Raw genomic sequence first — 20,119 nt, 5'->3', positions numbered from 1 at the left:
TCAATTGCTTCGGACGTTCCATTACTGGCGGAACTGTTTGCAATGATGTCAAAGAATTACTTTTCTGAATATTAAATGCATGCATAGGAAAGGAGTCTATGGTCACAGAAATTGACAGCTGGGGCAGTGGTTCCTATGGATGCGGGGTTCAAGTAAGGGTCAATCTTTGAATGAAGGTGTAATAATGACTGAAAATGATGCAAAAATTCTTTTGGAGCGGCTTCTGAATTTCATGGGGGACTTATCGGAAGTATTCCATGAAATGATAGTTCAACAGGAACAAAGAGAAAAAAAGTTAAGGGAACAGGCGGAGAAGGAAAGAAGGTTCAATACCCTTTTGGTATCCATTATGGATTGCCTTAAAGATTGGGTGGTGGTTACCGATGAATCAACCGGAGAGATTCTCTATATCAACGATCTGGCTAAAAAGCGGTTCTATGATCCGTCGAACGATACTACGGTCTGTGGAAAGGATTGTCCGCTTTTAATGAGACTTCAATCCTGCCAGGGAAACAATCAGGAACAAAGGTATGAATTTAAGTGTTCCCATGACCAAATATTTCAGGTAAAAGCATATTCTTTGCTTTGGGAGGATAGAAAAGCAATGGTTCATCTTATCACAGATATCACCTATCAAAAAGAAAATGAGGCATTTTTGGAAGTCATGGCTTATAAAGACGAGCTCACCGGATTGAACAACCGGAGAAATTGCCTTCATACCATTGACTCTTATATTGAAAAAGGAGAACCTTTTTCCATCTGCATGATCGATTTAGATGATTTAAAGCAGATCAATGACCAGTATGGCCATCTCCATGGAGATGCTTATATTAAACTTGTGTCTGAGAAGCTGGAAAAGTCTGCCAAAGAAGGAGACTATACCTGCCGGTTTGGCGGCGATGAGTTTGTGGTCATATACAAGGATTGCAGCGAAAAGGAAGCGAATTTAAAGCTTAGTGCCATCGACCAGAGTATCTCAAAAGAAACAGGAGAATACCCCATGTCCATCAGCTACGGCGTGGTAAATGTTTTAAATGGTCCTGAGATTCTTTCAGAAACAGTTTTAAAGATGGCAGATGAAAAAATGTACTGCTTCAAAAGGAACCGCAAGGAAAAAAAGTGCAGTAAAAAGGGAGACATTTAGCTCCTTATCTTTCCTTGTGTTTTTTCTGATTTTCCTTTATAATAATATGCAGGTTAAAAGGAATGGGAGCAAGAAAAGAATGAGATTTATTGGAAGCAAGACACTGCTTCTGGACCAGATCAAACAGGTAGTTGACGATCAGGCTCCTGAGGCAAAGAGCTTTTGTGATATATTTTCCGGGACCGCTGCGGTTGCCAGATATTTTAAACAGTGGTATCAGGTGAGTTCCAATGATTTGCTGTATTTTTCTTACGTGTTACAGCGAGCCACCGTTGAGAATGATACCATACCTTTGTTTACTCTTTTAAATGAACGGTTAGGCATCGATGATCCGGTGGAATACTTAAATGGAAGAGAAAAGAAGGATTTGGAAGAACTTCCAAAAGAACGGAGATTCTTTCAAAATACCTATGCTCCGACTGGAGAGCGAATGTATTTAAACGATGAGAACGCTCTGCGTATTGATTTTGCAAGATGCAGTGTTGAGGACTGGAAGGCTGCCGGATGGTTAAATGACCATGAGTATTACTATCTGGTGGCCTGCATCGTAGAGGGAATCCCTTTCGTGTCCAATACCTCTGGTACTTATGGAGCCTTTCATAAGACCTGGGAGAGACGCAGTTACAAACGCTACGAGCTATACCGCCTTTTTGTAACTAGCAACGGAAAAGACAACCGAAGCTATAATAAGAATGGAGTAGAGCTATTAAATGAGATTAAGGGGGACATCCTCTACATCGATCCGCCTTATAATGCGAGACAGTATAATTCCAATTACCATGTGCTTGAGACTGCCGCCAGATATGATTATCCAGAAGTGAAGGGTGTAACCGGACAGAGGGCGATGGAAGGTCAGAAATCGGAATTTTGTATGAAGAATAAGGTACTTCCTGCCTTTAGGGATCTTCTTGCCAATGCCAATTTTTCCCATATTATCCTCAGTTATAGCACCGATGGTCTTATGACAGTTGAAGAGATTGAAGAGGCGATGAAGGCTTACGGAAAACCTGAGACCTTTAAGATTTATGAGATTCCTTACCGAAGATACAAAAGCCGAAAGGTGAAAGAGACAGAAAGACTTAAGGAGCTGTTATTCTATATTGAAAAGCAGGTGCCACCATGTACATAAAAAGTCCTCTTAATTATACGGGAGGGAAATACAAGATTTTGGAATCTGTCTTTCAGGCATTTCCTAAGGACATTAAAACGTTTGTAGATGTATTTGCAGGAGGTTTTAATGTGGGGATCAATGTATCCGCAGAGCGAATTATCTGCAACGACCAGATTACTTATCTCATTGGATTGTTTCAGTTGTTTCAAAAGACAGAAATTAATGATCTTTTAAAGGAAATAAAAGGCATTATCGAGAAGTACCAGTTGACCCAGCAAAATAAAGAGGGCTATTATGCTTTGCGCGTAGAGTATAATAAGTCCAGGGATATTATAAAGCTGTTTGTACTGACCTGTTATGCCTTTAATCATCAGATCCGTTTTAATAACAGCCATGAGTTTAATTCCCCCTTTGGGCGGAATCGTAGTTCCTTTAACTCAAACATAGAAAAGAATTTAACCCAATTTTGTCAGGCTCTGCAGGAAAAGAACATTGAGTTTTCCAATGTGGATTTTATGGAGCTTGACTATTCTTTTCTTGGAAAGAAAGATCTTGTTTACTGTGATCCGCCTTATCTGATTTCCACCGGGAACTATAACGATGGAAATAGAGGGTTTAAGGACTGGAAAGAAAAGGAAGAGCAAGAGTTGTTAGGACTTTTAGATAAGCTGGATTCTAAGGAAATCCGGTTTGCCCTATCCAACGTTTTGTATCATAAGGGAATGTCCAATGAGCTTTTGATTGAATGGAGTAAAAAGTATAAGATCCATTATATAGATAAGACCTATTCTAACTGCAATTATCAGTTTAAAGAACGGAATGCGGTTACGGTGGAGGTATTGGTTACGAATTATGAATTAACTTAAAAACAGGTTCTGTCTGTAGTAGACGGAACCTGCTTTTTTATGGTTTCTAATTCGATTTAATTTCCTTCCAAGCCTCATTATAAAGGGAATCAACTTCATCCCCAAGATATTTGTAAACTTCACTGTTCTTTAACACATCTGAATCTGGGAACAGGGTTTTGTTGTTTTTCAGCTCTGGATCAAGAAGATCAAAGGCACCTTTGTTTGGAGTTGGGTAAGTAATATACTCGAAGTTCTTCTTTGCGATATCAGGACGGCATAAGAAGTTAATCCATTTCTCAGCATTCTCCTTATTCGGAGCGTTAGCAGGAATGACCCAGGAATCAAGCCACAGGTTGGTTCCTTCTTCTGGAATTACATATTCCAGGGAGTAGTCCAGGTTTAAGTTCTTTACTTCGTTCTGAATATAAAGCATTTCACCAGAGTAGATAACGCCGATGGCAGCTTCTCCGCCAATCATCTTATCTCTTACCTGATCAATGACATAAGCCTGAACCAGAGGTTTCTGTTTAATCAAAAGTTCTTTGGCTTCCTTGATTTCGGCTTCGTTGGTTGTGTTCAAGGAGTAGCCAAGTGATTTTAAAGCGACCATAAAGGAATCCCGGACGCTATCTTGCATTAAAATGTTATCTTTAAATTTCTCATTCCAAAGATCAGACCACTTTGTAGGAACATCCTTTGGGTCTACCATCTTGGTATTATAAAGGATACCAACCGTTCCCCAGCTGTAAGGAACCGAGTATTTATTCTCCGGGTCAAAGCTTTTGGACATTTCCATATACTTAGGATCAACTTCTTTTAAGTTTGGTACGTTGTCCAGATTGATCTCTGCTAGAAGGTTGTTTTCTCTCATCTTTTGGATCATATAATCGGAGGGACAAACTACATCGTATTTTACGGCACCGGCTTGAATGACTGGATACATCTCTTCGTTGGTCTCAAATAAATCATAGACCACCTTAATTCCAGTCTCTTCTTCAAACTGTTTGATGACAGATTCGTCAATGTATTCTCCCCAGTTGTATACATAAACTTCGCCGGCACTGCCTGCCTTTGCTTCCTTTTTTCCGCAGCCGCTAAGCAGTGTGATGGAAAGGAGGGAAAGAGCACCAAAAGCCAGAAGCTTTACAAAACTTTTTTTCATGAGCATATTCTCCTATTTTTTTCTCTTGGGTGCAAAATTGGTGATGAGTAGCAACACCAGCACCGCTATAAAGATGATGGTCGACAGTGCGTACATGGAAGGCTTAATGCCTCGGCGTACCTCACTGTAGATCAGAGTGGATAAGGTATTGATACCGGCCCCTCTTGTAAAATGAGTGATGATGAAATCATCAAGTGACATGGTAAATGCCAGAAGAAAACCGGAAAGTACTCCTGGAAGGATATCCGGAAATACCACATTAAAAAATGCGGAAACCGACGTTGCGCCTAAATCCATGGCGGCTTCATAGGTACTTTTATCTGTCTGCTTTAACTTTGGCATGACGCTTAAGATGACATACGGGATGTTAAAGGTAATATGTGCGATCAAAATGGTCTGGAAACCAAGGGAGATCCCAAAGGCGATAAAGGCAAGCATCAAAGAGATTCCAGTAACAATATCTGCATTTAACATAGGAATGTTGGTAATTCCCATAAGGATGGAGCGAGGAACACGGTCCATGCTGTTGATAGCCACGGCAGCCGCTGTACCGATTATGACCGCGATTAGAGAAGATAAAAATGCGATCAAGAGGGTATTATAAAGGGCTGTCATGATGGTGCTGCTAGAGAAGAGATCCGTATACCAGTTCATGGTAAACCCACCCCACTGGGTACGGGATTTGGAACTGTTAAAGGACAAAACCCCCATAGTAGCAATGGGTGCATAAAGAAACACCAGAATGATCACCAGATAAAAATCTTGTATGATCCGTTTGATAAAACCAATTTTTCTGTTCGTCAAAATGCTGTTCCCTCCCCGTTCTTATCATATTTGGCAATGAGCGCCATGCTGATTAGAATGAAAACCATGAGGACTAAGGAAAGGCCGGAGCCTAGATTCCAGTTGCTCCCCTTTGTAAATTCCTGTTCAATTACATTGCCGATTAAGAGTATCTTACTGCCTCCTAACAGGTTTGAGATAACAAAGGTGGTGAGGGCTGGAACAAAGACCATAGTAATTCCGCTTACAACTCCTGGTATGCTTAAGGGAAGAAGGATACGAATCAGCACCTGAAAGGAATTGGCGCCTAAGTCTCTGGCTGCATTGACCACATTGTCGTCAATTTTCATTAGTACATTATAAATAGGAAGAACCATAAAAGGCAGGAAGTTATACACCATACCAAGGATAATGGCTCCAGGAGTGTTGATAAGGTTTAAAGACGGTAGCCTAAGTGTGGATAAGACTCCGTTTATGACTCCGTTTCTTTCAAGAAGAGTCTGCCATGCTAGAGTACGCAAAAGAAAGTTCATCCACATGGGAAGGATAAAAATGAAAACAATAAAACTTCCCTGTCCAATTCCCCGAGAGCGAAGGATCATGGCAAGAGGATACGCCAGAATTAAGCATAGGGCCGTACTGACAAATGACAATAAGAGAGAGAGCCATAAGGCCTTTGCGTGCTCCTCTGTGGTAATGGAAATGATGTTCGCCAGGGTAAAGGATCCAGAGCGATCGGTAACTCCATAAAGTACGATAAGGGCCAGAGGAATGATAATAAAGCCAATCATCCACATGAGGTAGGGGCCCGATAATAATTTTTTATTCATTGATTCCCACTGCCTCCTCGTCTTCCGAAGCAGGCTTATTCATGATCTGGATGTCAAAAGGGTCCACATGAATGCCCACATTTTGACCGACAGGGAACATATCTGTGCTGTGTACCAGCCATTCAAAGCCATCTGGAGTCATTACTTCCATTTCATAATGAACGCCCTTAAAGATCAGATGGGTTACAACGCCAGCAATGCTTCCTTGGTCTGGTGAAACCAGGTCAATGTCCTCTGGTCGGATAACTACGTCAACCGGCTTGTTTATTCCAAAGCCCTTGTCCACACAGGCAAATTTTGCACCAAAGATATCCACCAGCTCATCCCGAAGCATGATGCCGGGAACGATGTTACTTTCACCGATAAAGTCAGCTACGAACGCATTCTCCGGTTCGTTGTAGATATTTTCTGGGGAACCCATCTGCTGAATATAGCCCTGGTTCATGACAACGATGGTATCTGACATGGTAAGAGCTTCTTCTTGGTCGTGAGTTACATAAATGAAGGTGATGCCAAGCTCATTTTTCAAACGGATCAGCTCATACTGCATGTCCTGTCTTAGTTTTAGATCAAGTGCTCCTAAAGGTTCATCAAGAAGCAATACTCTAGGTTCGTTTACGATGGCTCTTGCAATGGCGATTCTTTGCTGCTGACCGCCGCTTAAGGAGCTTACACTACGATTTTCAAATCCATCTAAATTTACAAGCTTTAAGGCGTACTTGATTTTATCTTGAATGTATGGTTTAGGTTTGTTTTTAATTTTAAGGCCAAATGCAATGTTTTCCGCTATGGACATATGATTGAATAACGCATATTTTTGAAACACTGTATTTAACTGTCTTTTGTTTGGGGGAAGATTTGTGATATCCTGACCGTCAAAGATCACTTGTCCTTTTCCTGGACGTTCAAAACCACCGATGATTCTCAGGGTTGTAGTTTTGCCGCAGCCGCTGGGTCCTAATAAGGTAACAAACGTGTTTTCCTTTACGGAAAGATTCAAATCGTCCAGTACCATGGTACCGTCAAAACTTTTTGTAATATTTCGTAAATCAATTAATGGCTGACCCATGACCTTTTATCCTCCTGTTAAAAGCTTGGCGGTGAACTAACCCAAATGAGGGTTGCTCCAGCTTTGCTGCTTAAATAATGTTTTTTATCTGATATAAAGTAAAAGGATTCCCCTTTTTTGGCTTTATATGTCTTATTTCCTATATGAATGGATACACTGCCCTGCATCACGTAACCAAATTCTTCCCCTTCATGAGGATTGTCCGGATAAGTCTGACCTTCGGCTTCCAGCGTAAGAAGAATGGGTTCCATCATGTTTTTCTGGGCATTGGGAATAATCCAGCGGACTTCATTTTTCAGTTCACCGTCGTATTTTTCAAAATAATCCCCTTTGCCAAAGACTATTTGTTCCTCCGGGCTTTCGTAAAAAAACTCCCCGATGGAGGTACCAAGACATTGCAATATATCCATAAGAGTCGCAATGGATGGAGAAGTTAAATCCCTTTCAAGCTGAGATATGAACCCCTTTGACAGCTCTGCGCGGTCAGCCAGCTCTTCTTGAGTCAGTCCCTTTAACACACGCAGTTCTTTTAGTTTTGTACCGATATCCATGTGCTCCTCCTTCTTATTATGTTAAGCTAAAAGTTTACTTATACTAACTGATGATAAATATAACCTAAAAGTTTAGTAATAATAAACAGGCAGCAAGATTCATTATACTTATTTTTCCTGTGATGTCAATACTTTTTAAGGAAGTTTTTCCTTAACAAATGGGGAATCTTATGATATGATATTTTTAGTTTATAAAGGATTAGAACAGGAGGAGATATTATGATGAAAGGCAAATACATGGCGTATGTAGGCTCCTATTCCTACAATGGACAGGCAAAGGGGATTACGGTGTATGATGTAGATGTGGAAAAGGGCCGTTTTGTTCCCAGATGCGAGGTGAAGGTGGACAATTCTTCTTATCTGATTGCATCAAATAACGGAAAGACACTTTATTCCATTGCAGATGAGGGTGTTGTATCATTCCGCATTCATGAGAACGGATCGATCACCAGGCTAAATTCTGCTAACATCAAAGGAATGCGCGGTTGTCATCTCTCAACAGATGCAGAGGATAAGTATATATTCGTTTCCGGATATCACGATGGGAAATGCACTGTGCTCAGGCTCAATGAAGACGGCTCTGTGGGAGAGATCGTTACAGCAGTGTTTCACAAAGGTTTTGGCAGTGTGGCAGAGAGAAACTTCCGTCCTCACATAAGCTGTACTAGAAGAACTCCTGACGGGAAGTTCATTATGGTGGCTGATCTTGGAATCGATCAGGTAAAGATATACCGATTCGATGAAAAGGATGAGGAGATGGTTTTAATGGATGCCATCCGTTGCGATCTGGAATCTGCTCCGAAATGTTTCCGCTTTAGTGAAGACGGAAAGTTCTTTTATCTTCTTTATGAATTAAAGAATGTAATTGATGTATTTACCTATGAAACAGGGGATCGTCTTCCTAAGATTGAGAAAATCCAGACCATAGAGACAACCGGAAAGGTTCCTCTGACTCAGCTTACCGCAGCTTGTTCCATGCGCCTTTCAAATGATGAAACTCATTTGTTCTGCGGCAATGCTGGTGATAATACCGTAGCAGTTTATGACCGTGATAAGAAGACAGGCCTTCTTACCTTTTCCTGCTGCCTGCCAGTGAGCGGAAGCTATCCAAAAGATATTTGTGTTTTCCCAGATGACAAGCACATCGCTTCTATCAACCATGAAACTGGAAGCATTACATTCTTTACGGTGGATTACGAAAAGGGCCTTCTTATTATGAACGGCAAGGAATTGAGAGTTAATGAGCCAAACAGTTGTATGATTGTTAAGGTCAGCAAGTAAAAGGAGAGACATTCATGGCAGGATCAACACTGGGGACAATATGGAAAGTGACTACCTGGGGAGAATCCCATGGAAAGGGTGTGGGCGTAGTAGTAGACGGATGTCCAGCAGGACTTCCTCTTTCTGAAAGTGACATTCAGGCTTATTTGAATAGAAGAAAGCCAGGACAAAGTAAGTTCACCACAAAACGCCAGGAATCAGATGAAGCAGAGATTCTTTCCGGTGTTTTTGAAGGAAAGACGACTGGGGCTCCTATTTCCATGGTGGTATGGAATACCGATCAGCAATCAAAGGATTATGGCAATATCGAGGACGTATACCGACCAGGTCATGCGGACTTTACCTTTGATTCCAAATACGGATTCCGTGATTACCGGGGTGGCGGACGATCCTCAGGAAGAGAGACCACTGCCAGGGTAGCAGCCGGTGCCATTGCAGCGGTATTTCTAAAAAAGCTTGGAATCACGGTGACAGCATATGCAAAGTCAGTAGGCCCATATACGGTTGATCCGGAACGTTTCAATATAGAAGAAAGGGACAACAACCGTCTCTATATGCCAGATCAGGAGACGGCCCTAAAAGCAGAAGCATATTTAGAAGAGATGATGGCAAAGACCGATTCCGTAGGTGGAGTGGTGGAATGCATCATTGATGGTGTACCTGCTGGCATCGGCGATCCGGTATTTGAAAAGTACGACGCAGCCCTTGCTAAGGCGATCATGTCCATGGGTGCAGTGAAAGGATTTGAGATTGGAGACGGCTTTGCCGCTTCCCGTTCCACTGGCTCTGAAAATAACGACCGTTTCTTACCTGGTAAGGATGGCAAAGTGGAAAAGGCGACTAACCATGCAGGTGGAATCCTTGGAGGAATCAGTGATGGTTCTCAGGTGGTTTTCCGTGCTGCTTTTAAGCCTACTCCCTCCATTGCCTTACCCCAGAAGACCGTAACAAGACAGGGAGAAGAAACGGAGATTGAAATTAAGGGCCGCCATGATCCTATTATTGTTCCAAGAGCCGTAGTTGTGGTGGAAGCCATGGCAGCTCTTACAACCGCGGACCTGCTTTTGATTAACATGTCATCAAAGATGGACCGGATTGTTTCTTTCTATGAAAAGGAAAAATAAGGAAGACACTGGCAAGAAGTCACAGGTTGATAAAATCCTTTATTTATGGTATGGTAAATGCCGCATATAATATTTATAGAGGACTAGAAACGGGAGATCAATTATGAAAATCGCAATGGGAAATGACCACACGGCCATAGAAATGAAAGAAGCCATTAAGAAATTTGTGGAAAGCAAAGGATACGAAGTCATTGATTTTGGAACCAATTCCACAGAAAGTTGTGATTATCCTGCTTATGGTGAGATGGTAGGACGTGCAGTTGCCGATGGAAAAGCGGATCTTGGAATTGCTATCTGCGGAACTGGAGTGGGAATCTCTCTTGCCTGCAATAAGGTAAAGGGAATTCGTGCCTGCGTCTGCAGCGAGCCATATACAGCAAAGCTTTCTAGAATGCACAACAACTCCAATGTTCTTTGCTTCGGCGCAAGAGTTATTGGTGATGAGATGGCAAAGATGATCACGGAAGAGTGGTTGGATGCTCAGTACGAGGGTGGAAGACATCAAAGACGTGTCGATATGGTAATGGAGATTGAAAACAAGCAGTAAAACCTTATTAGGATACCAGAAAGGGGCTGCGCACTAATTACTTAGTGCGACAGCCCCTTTTTCTGTCACATATAAAAGACAAGTGATTTCTGTCTATACAACACATTCCCAGAATGCTACAATCAAAGAAGAAAACAACAGATGAGGAGAGGAGAATCCAGGATGATAAAAATTGGATTTATCGGTGTTGGTATCATGGGAAAGTCCATGGTGAGAAACTTAATGAAGGCGGGCTTTGAGGTAGGCATCTATACTAGAACCAGAGAAAAAGTAGAGGACATCATAAACGAAGGTGCCCTCTGGTATTCGGATGCGGCCTCCTGTGCCTCAGGGAAAGACTTTGTTATTACCATTGTAGGGTACCCATCTGATGTGGAAGAGGTTTATTTTGGTGAAAAGGGGATCTTTTTAGGGGCTGATCCTGGAACCTGTCTCATTGATATGACCACCACTAGTCCAGAGCTTGCAAAGCGAATTTATGAAGAGGCAGGTAAAAAGGGCTTAAAAGCCATGGATGCCCCAGTCACTGGAGGGGATTCAGGTGCTAGGGAAGGAACGCTTACCATATTAGCCGGAGGCGATAAGGAAGATTTTGATCGTTGCCTTCCAGTCTTTGAGGCCATGGGAAAGGCCATTCGCTATACGGGAGGGCCAGGAAACGGCCAGCATACAAAGATGTGCAACCAGATCGCCATCGCAGGCTCTATCGCTGGTGTTTGTGAGGCCATAAACTACGCCAGAGCCAATGGGCTTGATGATAGGAATATGGTGGAATCTATAGCTACTGGAGCCGCCGGTAGCGCTCAGTTAAATCTTCAGGCTCCGAAGATTCTTTCCGAAGATTTTGAACCTGGATTTTTTATCAAGCATTTTATTAAGGATATGAAGATCGCAGAAGAAGAGGCCAATCGGGCCGGGATCAGTCTTGGAGTCCTAACCTATGTTCGCTCTATGTATGAGAACATGGAGGAAAATGGGCAAGGAGATGAGGGAACTCAGGCTTTAATCAAATATTACCAGTGGTAAAAACATAAAAAACGCAGGCCAGCAAATTCTGGTCTGCGTTTTCTTATTGAATTTTTTTAATGGACGGATAATATCGGAATAAGACCTTTGCAATGATCTTGTTCTTTTTCACATATTTATGATCCCATCTTCTGGCATCTGCGGAGAAATTACGGTTATCTCCAAGCATGAAATAGGAATCTTCGGGAACCTTAAAGCTTGCATCTGGTTCTGGTTCCATAGCCTCCGGTAAGTATGGCTCATCTAATGGAGTCTCAGATCCATTTAAGTAAACCTTTCCGTTTCGTATGTCAACGGTGTCTCCTGGCAGTCCAATGATTCGCTTGACGTAATAAGTCTTGCCGGTTGGGTCGTCAGGAAAGTGGAAGATGACCACATCGTCGCGCTGTGGATCAGAAAAGTAATAAGAAAGCCTGGATCCGATGACCCGGTCTCCTGTCATAATTGTCTTTTCCATGGATCCGCTTGGCACTCTGCTGTTAGCAATGATAAGGTTATTAAGCACAAACGCAATGGCAGCTGCAATGACGATGATCTTAATCCAACTTATGATCTCTTCCTTCCAGTTAAACGGTTTCTGCTCTTCTGGCATGTTTTCGTTTTTCTTCATATTGTTCTCTTCTTTTCTCTGCTATTTGGTTCCTTATTGAGTTTATATGAGTTTTGGACATAACGCAAGGGGGTTCACAAAATGGTAAGAAAATATTCACAAACATTCCATGAAATAGCCACAATATTGCGGTAATCTTAATGTATCGGATTTTGTACATAAGGAGGAGGGCCTTTGGAAGAAAAGAAGAAGGAGAACATCCGGTTTCTCATCGCATCTGCGGTGATGTTTTTTATTTCTATGCTTTTGCAGTTCATGGCAAGAAATATTCCGGGATTTGGAGAGTGGTATTCCAGATCTATATATCCTTTTTTTGTCGGGATCCTGGGAGGGGTCACCGGTTTGCTTCCCTTTGCTCTTTTAGAGGTACTTACGTTTCTTCTCATTCTGTTTTTCCTGTATTATTCCATACGTTTTATTCGGAGCCCTAAGAGGATTTTGATTGGGAGTATTTTTTCCCTTACCCTTTTTTTCTTTTTATTTACCATTAATTGTGGTGTAAATTATTACCGGAGACCATTTTCGTCTTATTCTGGTTTGACCATTAAGGAGTCTTCCATGGAGGACTTAGTGGAACTTTGTGAAACCCTTACGCTATCCTTAAACCAGATGGCAGAGGCTGGGGTATTAGATAACTTTGATCGGAAGCAGGCAAGGATAGAAAGTGTTGTTTCAATGAAACGGCTGGGGGAGAGATACCCTGAGCTGAATGGATTTTATCCTCAGCCAAAGCCGCTAATTTGGTCTTATCTATTTTCCATCCAGCAGCTTTGCGGGCAGTATTCTCCATTTACAGCGGAGGCGGTCTATAACCGCTCCATGCCAGATTACAACATACCACATACTCTTTGTCATGAGTTATCTCACTTGAGGGGATTTATGAGAGAGGATGAGGCTAATTTTATCGGTTATCTGGCTTGTATCAGTTCGGAAGATATTGGGTTCCAATACAGTGGCTATCTCACGGGGTGGATCTATGCCACCAATGCCCTGTCAAATGCCAATCCACAAGCATATGCTGAGATTTCAGATATGCTTTCTGACCGGATTTGGATGGATTTAAGGTATAACTTAGAATTTTGGGGCAAATATGAAGGAAAGACAGCTCAGGTGTCCAACCAGCTTAATGATACATATTTAAAGCTGAACAGCCAGTCAGACGGGGTCAAAAGCTATGGGAGAATGGTGGACTTGATGCTGGCATACAACAGATCCGGACGTGGATATAATTCACAATCTATTGAAATAATCCGCAGGGAATGATAGAATAAGCATATTTCCAGACGGAAAAGAATGAATTAGGAGATAAATAAATGATATTATATATGCTTGCCGATGCAGCAGCAGATGAATCCCTGGCGGCTTTAACGGAGGGGATTCAGGAGAATCTGGAGCAATTAAAGCCCAATGTCCTTCTTGAGACCATCAAGGGCTGGGGGCCACATCTCATCGCTTTTGGACTGAAGATAATATTTGCCCTTATTATTTTTTTTATTGGATCCAGAATAATTAAGATCATTCGTAGCATTATGGAACGTTCTTTCAAGAAAATGGATATGGAAGTCAGCGTAAGAAGGTTTCTTCTATCTGTGTTTAATGCCTTACTATACTGCGTTCTTGTCTTTACCATTGCAGTACAGATTGGAGTAAATTCAGCTTCTATTGTAGCTCTCTTTGGTTCCGCCAGTATCGCCATTGGACTTGCGGTTCAGGGAAGCCTAGCAAACTTTGCTGGGGGAGTCTTAATTCTCTTGATGAAGCCCTTTCGGGTAGGAGATTATATTATCTCGAAAGATGGAGAAGGAACGGTGCGCACCATTGGTCTTGTGTATACGGTGCTAACTACAGCGGATAATAAGCAAGTAGTCATTCCAAATGGAACCCTGTCTAATTCTGCATTGACCAATGTTACTGCAATGGACAAGCGCAGACTTGACGTGTTGGTACGGATTAGCTATGGCTCTGATTTAATAAAGGCAAAGAATATTATAGAAGAAGTTATAAATGATAACATTGGGATTATAAAGGAAGATCCCATGGAGGTATTTGTTAGTGATCTTACGGATCAATCGGTGATTATCGGTGGCAGAGGCTGGACTCTTAGGGAAAATTATTGGACTGTGAGAGGCGACATTCTAGAACAGATTAAACTTCGCTTGGAGAAAGAGGGAATCGAGTTATCCTTCCATCCTTTAACTACTTACGGGAAAGAGCCGTTATAAATAAGTCATTTTGAGATTTTGAGTCAAGAAGTCTAATTATAAAGACTTTTTGACTCTTTTTTGTTATACGGTCCATGATAAATCATGGGCTGATAGAGAAAGGCACTGAGGCTATTTTTCTCATATCTCTATAATGACTGCCTAAAAGGAAACAGAGATGTATTATATATATAAGCATAATAATATGATATTAAAAGGGAATTTGTCATAAGAAGTATAAAAGATTTAGTAACTATCAACAATGATAGCTTACACAAAATAAAAGATGAGGTCTCATAAATGAAAATTAGTGGAATGTAAGAAAGGAAATGGACACGTAGTATGAAGATGAAAAAGAAGCTTTTATGTGCTGCAGGAATTATCCTTACAGGTCTTGGAGCCGTGGGCGCAGTCGTACCACTGCTCCCTGCATTCCCTTTTTTAATGGGGGCGATGTTTTGTTTTGCAAGGAGCAGCGATAAGATGAATGCCTGGTTTTTAAATACCAGTCTCTATAAGAATCACCTGGAAAGCTATGTGAAGAAGAGGGCAATGACCATAAAGACAAAACTCACACTTTCCACAAGCTTAACCATGGCAATGGCAATCGGATTCTTTGCCATGCAACGAATTCCGGTGGGCCAGATCATTCTGGTTATTGTATGGCTATTTCATATATTGTTCTTTTTCTTTGGAATCAAAACCTTAAAGGTAGAAACCACAGCGGATGTTCCGCCCCAGGTTGATTAAAGGTTATGGGGATTACTGAATGCTATATGATACAGTAACCTCAGCCTCAACATCAAGCTGACCTGGTTCTACAGCTATGGATTTAGCATCTGCCTGAGTTCCCAATCCTGCGGCTTCATTGCCTTCATAGCGAATATTGTTATAAGAACTTAATTCTTCTACTTTTGTAATAGCTCCAAGGGAAACACCGCTTGCTGCTGCGATGGCATCTGCCTTTGCTTTCGAAGAAGTAACAGCCTTCTTTAATGCTTCCTGATAACTTTCTTCGTATTTGCTGGACTTATAAGCAATGTGATCAATGTTATTGATGCCTGCTTCAATACTTGAAGCCACCAAAGTACCTAACTTATCCATAGGAAGATCAGAAACAGTAATTCCTGTGCGCATCTCATATCCGGTAATCTTTTGCCCTGAGGTATAATCATAAATAGGATTTAATCCGTAGTTTGAAGTCTGAATGGATTTTTCATCTACGCCAGCCTTTTTTAAGAAATCAATGACTCTGTTCACATCCTCGGTGTTTTTATCTTGAGCTCCCATAGCATCTTCGGCCTGTGTAGAAACGGAATAGCTTACTTCCGCCATATCAGGAACAACCTTTACTTTCTCAGTACTCTGTACCTGAATGGTATGATTTGACTTATTATCAGTCGATACATTGGCAGCAGGAGCTGCAGTTGGTTGTGTAGCACATGCGGTAAGACCCATAGTTGCAGCGGCTATGACGATGGCTGCCAGTGGTTTATTTATTTTTCTCATAATAGTTACCTCCTTTTCTTACCTTTATTTTACAGGAAAAATGGAAATCGTGTATTTCTTTTCTCTTAACATTCCAGGTCTAAATTCCTAGGTTTTGATTACAGAATTATGACATGGTTCATAATTCATCTCAATGGACATGAAAAGGAAGAAATTAACCAGTTGGCGCCAAAAAACATTGTATTTCTACCCCCTCCGTGTTACTGTGTAAACAGATATAATAGGGTGATATTTAAATGGAAAAATGGGGACAAAAGGAGAAGATATATGCGGGAATGCGGTATGTTGCTACCGGTGGCAAGCCTTCCATCAAGGTATGGGATCGGAGCATTTTCAAAAGAGGCATATGAGTTTGTGGATCAGTTAAAAAGAGCAGGGCAAAAGTACTGGCAGATCCTGCCTCTTGGCCCTACGGGCTACGGGGACTCCCCTTACCAGTCTTTTTCTGCATTTGCAGGGAATCCATATTTCATTGATTTAACAGAGCTTATAAAGGAAGAGTTGCTTACAGAGGAAGAATGTGAAGCAGCAGATTTTGGTGGTGATGTAAGGTATATCGATTATGAAAAGCTGTATTATAATCGTTATCCTTTATTAAAGAACGCTTACGCTCGCTGGAAGACTCAAGGTCATACCTCAAAGGAGGCATTGGAAGTTTTGGGAGAGGAAACTGCCCTTTACTGCTTTTACATGGCTCTTAAAGATCACTTTGAGGGAAAGAACTGGATCTACTGGGATGAGGACATTCGTCTAAAAACCCCTGAGGCAATCTCAAGGTATGAAGAGGAGTTAAAGGAAGAAATCGGCTATTATGCTTTTCTTCAAATGAAATTTACGGAGCAATGGGAAAAATTAAAGTCCTATGCTAGTGACAACGGCATCCGCATTATTGGGGATATGCCTATTTATGTGGCCTTTGATAGTGCAGATACCTGGTCCCATAAAGAGCTGTTTCAGTTTGATGAAGAAAACAACCCCATGGCCGTGGCCGGCTGTCCCCCAGATGGATTCTCCCCAACGGGACAGCTATGGGGAAACCCTTTATATCGTTGGGGATATCATAAGGAAACTGGCTATGCATGGTGGAAAAAGAGGATGGAATACAGTTTTCGCCTCTACGATGTGGTGCGTGTGGATCATTTCAGGGGATTTGACGAATATTATTCCATACCCGCAAGGAGTGAGAATGCCATAAACGGAACCTGGGAAAAGGGTCCTGGTATCGATTTCTTCCAAGAGATGAAAAAGACCTTTGGGGATTTAAATATCATAGCAGAGGATCTGGGCTTTCTTACGCCCTCCGTTCGGGATCTATTAAAGGAAACTGGATATCCTGGTATGAAGGTGTTGGAGTTTGCATTTAATTCCTGGGAAGAGAGTGACTATCTGCCCCATAACCACACCCAAAACAGTGTGGTGTACACAGGCACTCACGATAACGACACCTTAAAAAGCTGGTACCATGGCTTATCGGAAGAGGATCGTAAGTTTGCTGATAATTACTTAAACACCAAAGATTCCTCGGAAGAACAGATATCCTGGAATTATATCCGTGTTGCGCTGCAAAGTGTTGCTCGCCTTGCCATCATACCCGTTCAGGATTATTTGGGCCTTGGTTGCGAAGCTCGGATTAACGAGCCTTCCACCCTGGGGAAAAACTGGCGGTTTCGCTTGCTTCCTGGAGAGTTGACCGAAGAGGTCCTAAACAGATGCAGGGAACTGACCTTTCTTTACGGCAGGGGAAGAGATTAGAAAAAAGAGATTCCAGGAAGTGGAGGTCATTGACCGTTTCCATACTTCCTGGAATCTCTTTTTAATTTGAAATTACTCTAATTTTAATTTAATCATTACTCTTTTCGGTTTGATCCGGAGAGGCGTCGTCAGCATCTTCATCTTGAGCTTGTTCGCTGTCTATTTCTTCCTCTTCCACATTCTCCCCTTTGGGATTATAGGTAATGTGCATCTCGTTTCCGATCTTATCCTTTGCAGAAATCGTTATGTTATCTTTCTTAATCTCAAACATGACAAGTCCAGTACTTCGGTCGATGGAAAGAGGGAGAATGTCAGGATTATCATCATTATAAGCAGTTACCGATGAGTAATCCACTCCAGACTGGCTATCTTCCAGACGGAAAGAAAGAAGACCTTCCTTAAACACCTTGTCCTTAATTACAGGAGGCGTATCATCTAATATATTGACCTGTTCATTAAAGGCTGTTTTCATTTTATTAAATCCAGTAAGCTTTACTTCCAAGGCTCCATTGTTAGTAAGAGCAGCAGTAAAGGTCTTAGAACCTGTCTTTGTCATCTGGACAGGAGTTCCATCTAAGGTCACCTCCATGCTCTTTAATGGAAGCAGAGAGCTTATTTTAAGTTCCATAGTAGTATTGATATAATCGCTGCTTTCACCGATGGTAATATCGCCCTTTGGCTTTTCCGTAACCACAAGAAAGATTAAGCCATTCACAAGGATAAAAGGCAGCACATAAAACAGAAGGATCGAAAGAAAACCACGTTTCCCCGCATCTTGTCTATATTGGGAGCCTGATTGCCTGCGGTTCGCCCTTGGCTGATTGTTATATTGATTCATACTGATTTACTTTCCTCCTGATTGTATTTACGTTACCTAGCATAGCAGAAAATCATGGATCTTACAAGATTAACCATTAAATCGTAATAATTTAATTTATTCTTACGAAATGTCCTGTTTATATGTGTTCGTCCGTTAACCACAGCAGTAATAATCAAGGTAAAAATGGTGTTACTATATTAAAAAAATTACCATATATTGTAAATGAAAAATATGAACGGAGATTTAAGGTGGATTTTGATAAAATCAATTATCTACAGAAATTTTACATGCAGCAAATTCCATATAAACAGAGAGAACTTGATCCCAATCGGATAAGTGTACCTGAAGGTTACCAAATAGAAGTTTTTGCTCAAGGATTAAATGCACCAATTGGAATGGTTTTTACAGAAACAGGAGATATGTTAATTGCTGATTCCGGTTTAGCAACAATGAATCCTCAAGTATTACGTATGAGCAATAGTGGCACTGAGGTTGTGGCTGAGGGATTTAACGTTCCACTAACCGGAATCAATTATAAAAATGGACACATCTATGTGTCACATAAAGGAGTAGTAACTGTTATTAATCCGGATGGCACAAGACAGGATATTATCAGTGGATTGCCAAGCTATGGGGACTTTAGCAATAATCGGGTTGAGATTAGTAATGATGAGAAAATTTACTTTGGACAGGGAACAGCAACAAATTCTGGTGTAGTAGGACTGGATAATAGCTGGCTTTATGAATATCCTTTTTTTTACGATATTCCAGGTTCCTATATAATTCTTAATAACGTTAATTTTGAAACAAACAATGTGTTGATACCTGCTATGTCGCCAGCCATTACCGGAGCTTTTTCACCTTTTGGGGTTCCTAATGCTCAACAACATGAAGTAAAAGCAGGTAGACTTTTAGCTTCCGGTAGTGTATTAAGTGCAAATTTAGATGGCTCTAACATAGAATTGGTTGCATGGGGGCTTCGTAATCCATTTTATATGAAATTTGATAATTTGAATCGTTTAATTATATCAAACCAAGGAATGGATGCCAGAGGAAGCAGACCGATTGCGAATGCATTGGATGAGTTGTTTTTATATGTTCCAGGTGCGTGGTATGGCTGGCCAGATTACTCAGGAGGAGAACCAGTGACAATGCCTAGATTTACTCCAGTTAGAGGTAGAAAGCCAGAATTATTGTTAGAAACAATTCCATCTATCCCACCTCCACCAACTGCCGTTTTTCCCACAGGTTCTACTATAATGGGTTTTGACTTTAATGAAACGGTAGATTTTGGCCCTATAGGAGATATTTATATTGCGTGTTTTGGCAGAGTTCGATATGAAGAGTTTACCGAATATGTACAATCAGGTGTAGGTCATAGGATAATGAGAGTGAATGTTCTTAATGGGGAAATATTAACATTTGCTATAAATAAATCAGGATTTCCCGAAGAGGCCGGGTTAAGTAGACCAACTGATGTGGTTTTTGGACCTGATGGTGCAATGTATATAACAGATATGGCAGTAGCTAACATAGAGCTACCAAATGTTTATCAACCAAATTCAGGAGTTATTTGGAAAATCAGTAAAATAATTTCGTAAGACATTTTTGGTTATCATAGTAACTGAGATTTAAATAATATTTTCCATTATCATATTAAGTGATATAAATTTTCTGGTTTTTATTATACAAGGGTTTTTTTATATTGGGTGTGCAATCTAACCAAAGCAGTTGGACGAAATTTGTTCAAC

General features: G+C 41.2%; 20 protein-coding genes. 12 read left to right on the top strand and 8 right to left on the bottom strand.

Annotated features, from left to right (window positions below; all coding sequences use genetic code 11):
- Positions 1-184: 184 nt before the first annotated feature.
- From BET01_RS00710 to BET01_RS00700, 3 genes are all read left to right on the top strand, one after another.
- Positions 185-1,144 carry a sensor domain-containing diguanylate cyclase gene (locus BET01_RS00710; protein ID WP_158584954.1) on the top strand — a complete coding sequence of 320 codons (960 nt, stop codon included), beginning with the start codon at positions 185-187 and terminating at the stop codon, positions 1,142-1,144.
- Positions 1,145-1,223: 79 nt separating this feature from the next.
- Positions 1,224-2,273 (top strand): DNA adenine methylase, encoded by a 1,050-nt coding sequence (locus BET01_RS00705; RefSeq protein WP_120195316.1) that lies wholly within the window; start codon positions 1,224-1,226, stop codon positions 2,271-2,273.
- The gene (locus BET01_RS00700) at positions 2,264-3,121 is read left to right on the top strand and encodes a DNA adenine methylase (protein ID WP_120194843.1); all 858 of its coding nucleotides are present in this window, start codon (positions 2,264-2,266) and stop codon (positions 3,119-3,121) included. The genes BET01_RS00705 and BET01_RS00700 overlap by 10 nt, the downstream gene beginning before the upstream one ends.
- Before the next feature lie 46 nt (positions 3,122-3,167).
- On the opposite strand, the gene BET01_RS00695 is transcribed toward BET01_RS00700, so the two are convergent.
- The 5 genes from BET01_RS00695 to BET01_RS00675 are packed head-to-tail and all read right to left on the bottom strand — an operon-like array spanning position 3,168 to position 7,498.
- Positions 3,168-4,265, bottom strand: a complete 1,098-nt coding sequence (locus BET01_RS00695; RefSeq protein ID WP_120194842.1) for an ABC transporter substrate-binding protein — start codon at positions 4,263-4,265, stop codon at positions 3,168-3,170.
- Between the two features lie 12 nt (positions 4,266-4,277).
- On the bottom strand, positions 4,278-5,069 hold the full coding sequence (locus BET01_RS00690) for an ABC transporter permease (RefSeq protein WP_120194841.1): 792 nt from the start codon (positions 5,067-5,069) through the stop codon (positions 4,278-4,280).
- Positions 5,066-5,878 carry an ABC transporter permease gene (locus tag BET01_RS00685; protein ID WP_120194840.1) on the bottom strand — a complete coding sequence of 271 codons (813 nt, stop codon included), beginning with the start codon at positions 5,876-5,878 and terminating at the stop codon, positions 5,066-5,068. Before BET01_RS00685 ends, BET01_RS00690 begins: the two co-directional genes overlap by 4 nt.
- Positions 5,871-6,947, bottom strand: coding sequence for an ABC transporter ATP-binding protein (locus BET01_RS00680; protein WP_120194839.1), 1,077 nt, complete (start codon positions 6,945-6,947; stop codon positions 5,871-5,873). The genes BET01_RS00685 and BET01_RS00680 overlap by 8 nt, the downstream gene beginning before the upstream one ends.
- Positions 6,948-6,964: 17 nt before the next feature.
- Positions 6,965-7,498 carry a helix-turn-helix domain-containing protein gene (locus BET01_RS00675; protein WP_120194838.1) on the bottom strand — a complete coding sequence of 178 codons (534 nt, stop codon included), beginning with the start codon at positions 7,496-7,498 and terminating at the stop codon, positions 6,965-6,967.
- Positions 7,499-7,720: 222 nt separating this feature from the next.
- On the opposite strand from BET01_RS00675, the gene BET01_RS00670 reads away from it, so the two are divergent.
- From BET01_RS00670 to BET01_RS00655, 4 genes are all read left to right on the top strand, one after another.
- The gene (locus BET01_RS00670) at positions 7,721-8,779 is read left to right on the top strand and encodes a lactonase family protein (protein WP_120195315.1); all 1,059 of its coding nucleotides are present in this window, start codon (positions 7,721-7,723) and stop codon (positions 8,777-8,779) included.
- Positions 8,780-8,793: 14 nt separating this feature from the next.
- Entirely contained in the window at positions 8,794-9,903 is a 1,110-nt protein-coding gene (gene aroC, locus BET01_RS00665; protein ID WP_120194837.1) for a chorismate synthase, read from the top strand.
- 103 nt (positions 9,904-10,006) lie between these two features.
- Positions 10,007-10,450, top strand: a complete 444-nt coding sequence (gene rpiB, locus BET01_RS00660) for a ribose 5-phosphate isomerase B (protein WP_120194836.1) — start codon at positions 10,007-10,009, stop codon at positions 10,448-10,450.
- A 162-nt stretch (positions 10,451-10,612) separates the two neighbouring features.
- Positions 10,613-11,476, top strand: coding sequence for an NAD(P)-dependent oxidoreductase (locus BET01_RS00655; RefSeq protein ID WP_120194835.1), 864 nt, complete (start codon positions 10,613-10,615; stop codon positions 11,474-11,476).
- 43 nt (positions 11,477-11,519) lie between these two features.
- Here the strand turns inward: BET01_RS00655 and lepB are convergent, their stop codons facing one another.
- Positions 11,520-12,086 (bottom strand): signal peptidase I, encoded by a 567-nt coding sequence (lepB, locus tag BET01_RS00650; protein WP_120194834.1) that lies wholly within the window; start codon positions 12,084-12,086, stop codon positions 11,520-11,522.
- 174 nt (positions 12,087-12,260) lie between these two features.
- Here lepB and BET01_RS00645 point away from each other — a divergent pair, with 174 nt between their 5' ends.
- From BET01_RS00645 to BET01_RS00635, 3 genes are all read left to right on the top strand, one after another.
- Positions 12,261-13,349, top strand: a complete 1,089-nt coding sequence (locus BET01_RS00645; protein WP_243117081.1) for a DUF3810 domain-containing protein — start codon at positions 12,261-12,263, stop codon at positions 13,347-13,349.
- Between the two features lie 50 nt (positions 13,350-13,399).
- The gene (locus BET01_RS00640) at positions 13,400-14,308 is read left to right on the top strand and encodes a mechanosensitive ion channel family protein (RefSeq protein ID WP_120194833.1); all 909 of its coding nucleotides are present in this window, start codon (positions 13,400-13,402) and stop codon (positions 14,306-14,308) included.
- A gap of 321 nt (positions 14,309-14,629) precedes the next feature.
- Positions 14,630-15,037: a YbaN family protein gene (locus BET01_RS00635; RefSeq protein ID WP_120194832.1), complete on the top strand. Its 408-nt coding sequence runs from the start codon at positions 14,630-14,632 to the stop codon at positions 15,035-15,037.
- A 12-nt stretch (positions 15,038-15,049) separates the two neighbouring features.
- On the opposite strand, the gene BET01_RS00630 is transcribed toward BET01_RS00635, so the two are convergent.
- Entirely contained in the window at positions 15,050-15,796 is a 747-nt protein-coding gene (locus BET01_RS00630) for an SIMPL domain-containing protein (protein WP_120194831.1), read from the bottom strand.
- Positions 15,797-16,063: 267 nt separating this feature from the next.
- Between BET01_RS00630 and malQ the strand changes: the two genes are divergently transcribed.
- Positions 16,064-17,548 (top strand): 4-alpha-glucanotransferase, encoded by a 1,485-nt coding sequence (gene malQ / locus BET01_RS00625; protein WP_120194830.1) that lies wholly within the window; start codon positions 16,064-16,066, stop codon positions 17,546-17,548.
- Between the two features lie 88 nt (positions 17,549-17,636).
- Here malQ and BET01_RS00620 read toward each other — a convergent pair whose 3' ends face one another.
- The gene (locus tag BET01_RS00620; protein WP_120194829.1) at positions 17,637-18,386 is read right to left on the bottom strand and encodes a hypothetical protein; all 750 of its coding nucleotides are present in this window, start codon (positions 18,384-18,386) and stop codon (positions 17,637-17,639) included.
- Positions 18,387-18,616: 230 nt separating this feature from the next.
- Here BET01_RS00620 and BET01_RS00615 point away from each other — a divergent pair, with 230 nt between their 5' ends.
- Positions 18,617-19,969 carry a PQQ-dependent sugar dehydrogenase gene (locus BET01_RS00615; protein ID WP_243117080.1) on the top strand — a complete coding sequence of 451 codons (1,353 nt, stop codon included), beginning with the start codon at positions 18,617-18,619 and terminating at the stop codon, positions 19,967-19,969.
- Positions 19,970-20,119 lie beyond the last annotated feature (150 nt).

Origin of the sequence: Lacrimispora algidixylanolytica (assembly GCF_003609635.1) — a bacterium.
Classification (GTDB): Bacteria; Bacillota; Clostridia; order Lachnospirales; family Lachnospiraceae; genus Lacrimispora; species Lacrimispora algidixylanolytica.
This window is presented reverse-complemented; position numbering and strand designations above follow the sequence as displayed.

Bases quoted from the DNA above. Each gene is read 5' to 3' on its own strand.
- BET01_RS00670 (WP_120195315.1), top strand. From the start codon at position 7,721: ATGAAAGGCAAATACATGGCGTATGTAGGCTCCTATTCCTACAATGGA.
- lepB (WP_120194834.1), bottom strand. From the start codon at position 12,086: ATGAAGAAAAACGAAAACATGCCAGAAGAGCAGAAACCGTTTAACTGG.
- BET01_RS00700 (WP_120194843.1), top strand. From the start codon at position 2,264: ATGTACATAAAAAGTCCTCTTAATTATACGGGAGGGAAATACAAGATT.
- BET01_RS00640 (WP_120194833.1), top strand. From the start codon at position 13,400: ATGATATTATATATGCTTGCCGATGCAGCAGCAGATGAATCCCTGGCG.
- aroC (WP_120194837.1), top strand. From the start codon at position 8,794: ATGGCAGGATCAACACTGGGGACAATATGGAAAGTGACTACCTGGGGA.
- malQ (WP_120194830.1), top strand. From the start codon at position 16,064: ATGCGGGAATGCGGTATGTTGCTACCGGTGGCAAGCCTTCCATCAAGG.
- BET01_RS00635 (WP_120194832.1), top strand. From the start codon at position 14,630: ATGAAGATGAAAAAGAAGCTTTTATGTGCTGCAGGAATTATCCTTACA.
- BET01_RS00685 (WP_120194840.1), bottom strand. From the start codon at position 5,878: ATGAATAAAAAATTATTATCGGGCCCCTACCTCATGTGGATGATTGGC.
- BET01_RS00675 (WP_120194838.1), bottom strand. From the start codon at position 7,498: ATGGATATCGGTACAAAACTAAAAGAACTGCGTGTGTTAAAGGGACTG.
- BET01_RS00680 (WP_120194839.1), bottom strand. From the start codon at position 6,947: ATGGGTCAGCCATTAATTGATTTACGAAATATTACAAAAAGTTTTGAC.
- rpiB (WP_120194836.1), top strand. From the start codon at position 10,007: ATGAAAATCGCAATGGGAAATGACCACACGGCCATAGAAATGAAAGAA.
- BET01_RS00655 (WP_120194835.1), top strand. From the start codon at position 10,613: ATGATAAAAATTGGATTTATCGGTGTTGGTATCATGGGAAAGTCCATG.
- BET01_RS00620 (WP_120194829.1), bottom strand. From the start codon at position 18,386: ATGAATCAATATAACAATCAGCCAAGGGCGAACCGCAGGCAATCAGGC.
- BET01_RS00710 (WP_158584954.1), top strand. From the start codon at position 185: ATGACTGAAAATGATGCAAAAATTCTTTTGGAGCGGCTTCTGAATTTC.
- BET01_RS00630 (WP_120194831.1), bottom strand. From the start codon at position 15,796: ATGAGAAAAATAAATAAACCACTGGCAGCCATCGTCATAGCCGCTGCA.
- BET01_RS00695 (WP_120194842.1), bottom strand. From the start codon at position 4,265: ATGAAAAAAAGTTTTGTAAAGCTTCTGGCTTTTGGTGCTCTTTCCCTC.
- BET01_RS00705 (WP_120195316.1), top strand. From the start codon at position 1,224: ATGAGATTTATTGGAAGCAAGACACTGCTTCTGGACCAGATCAAACAG.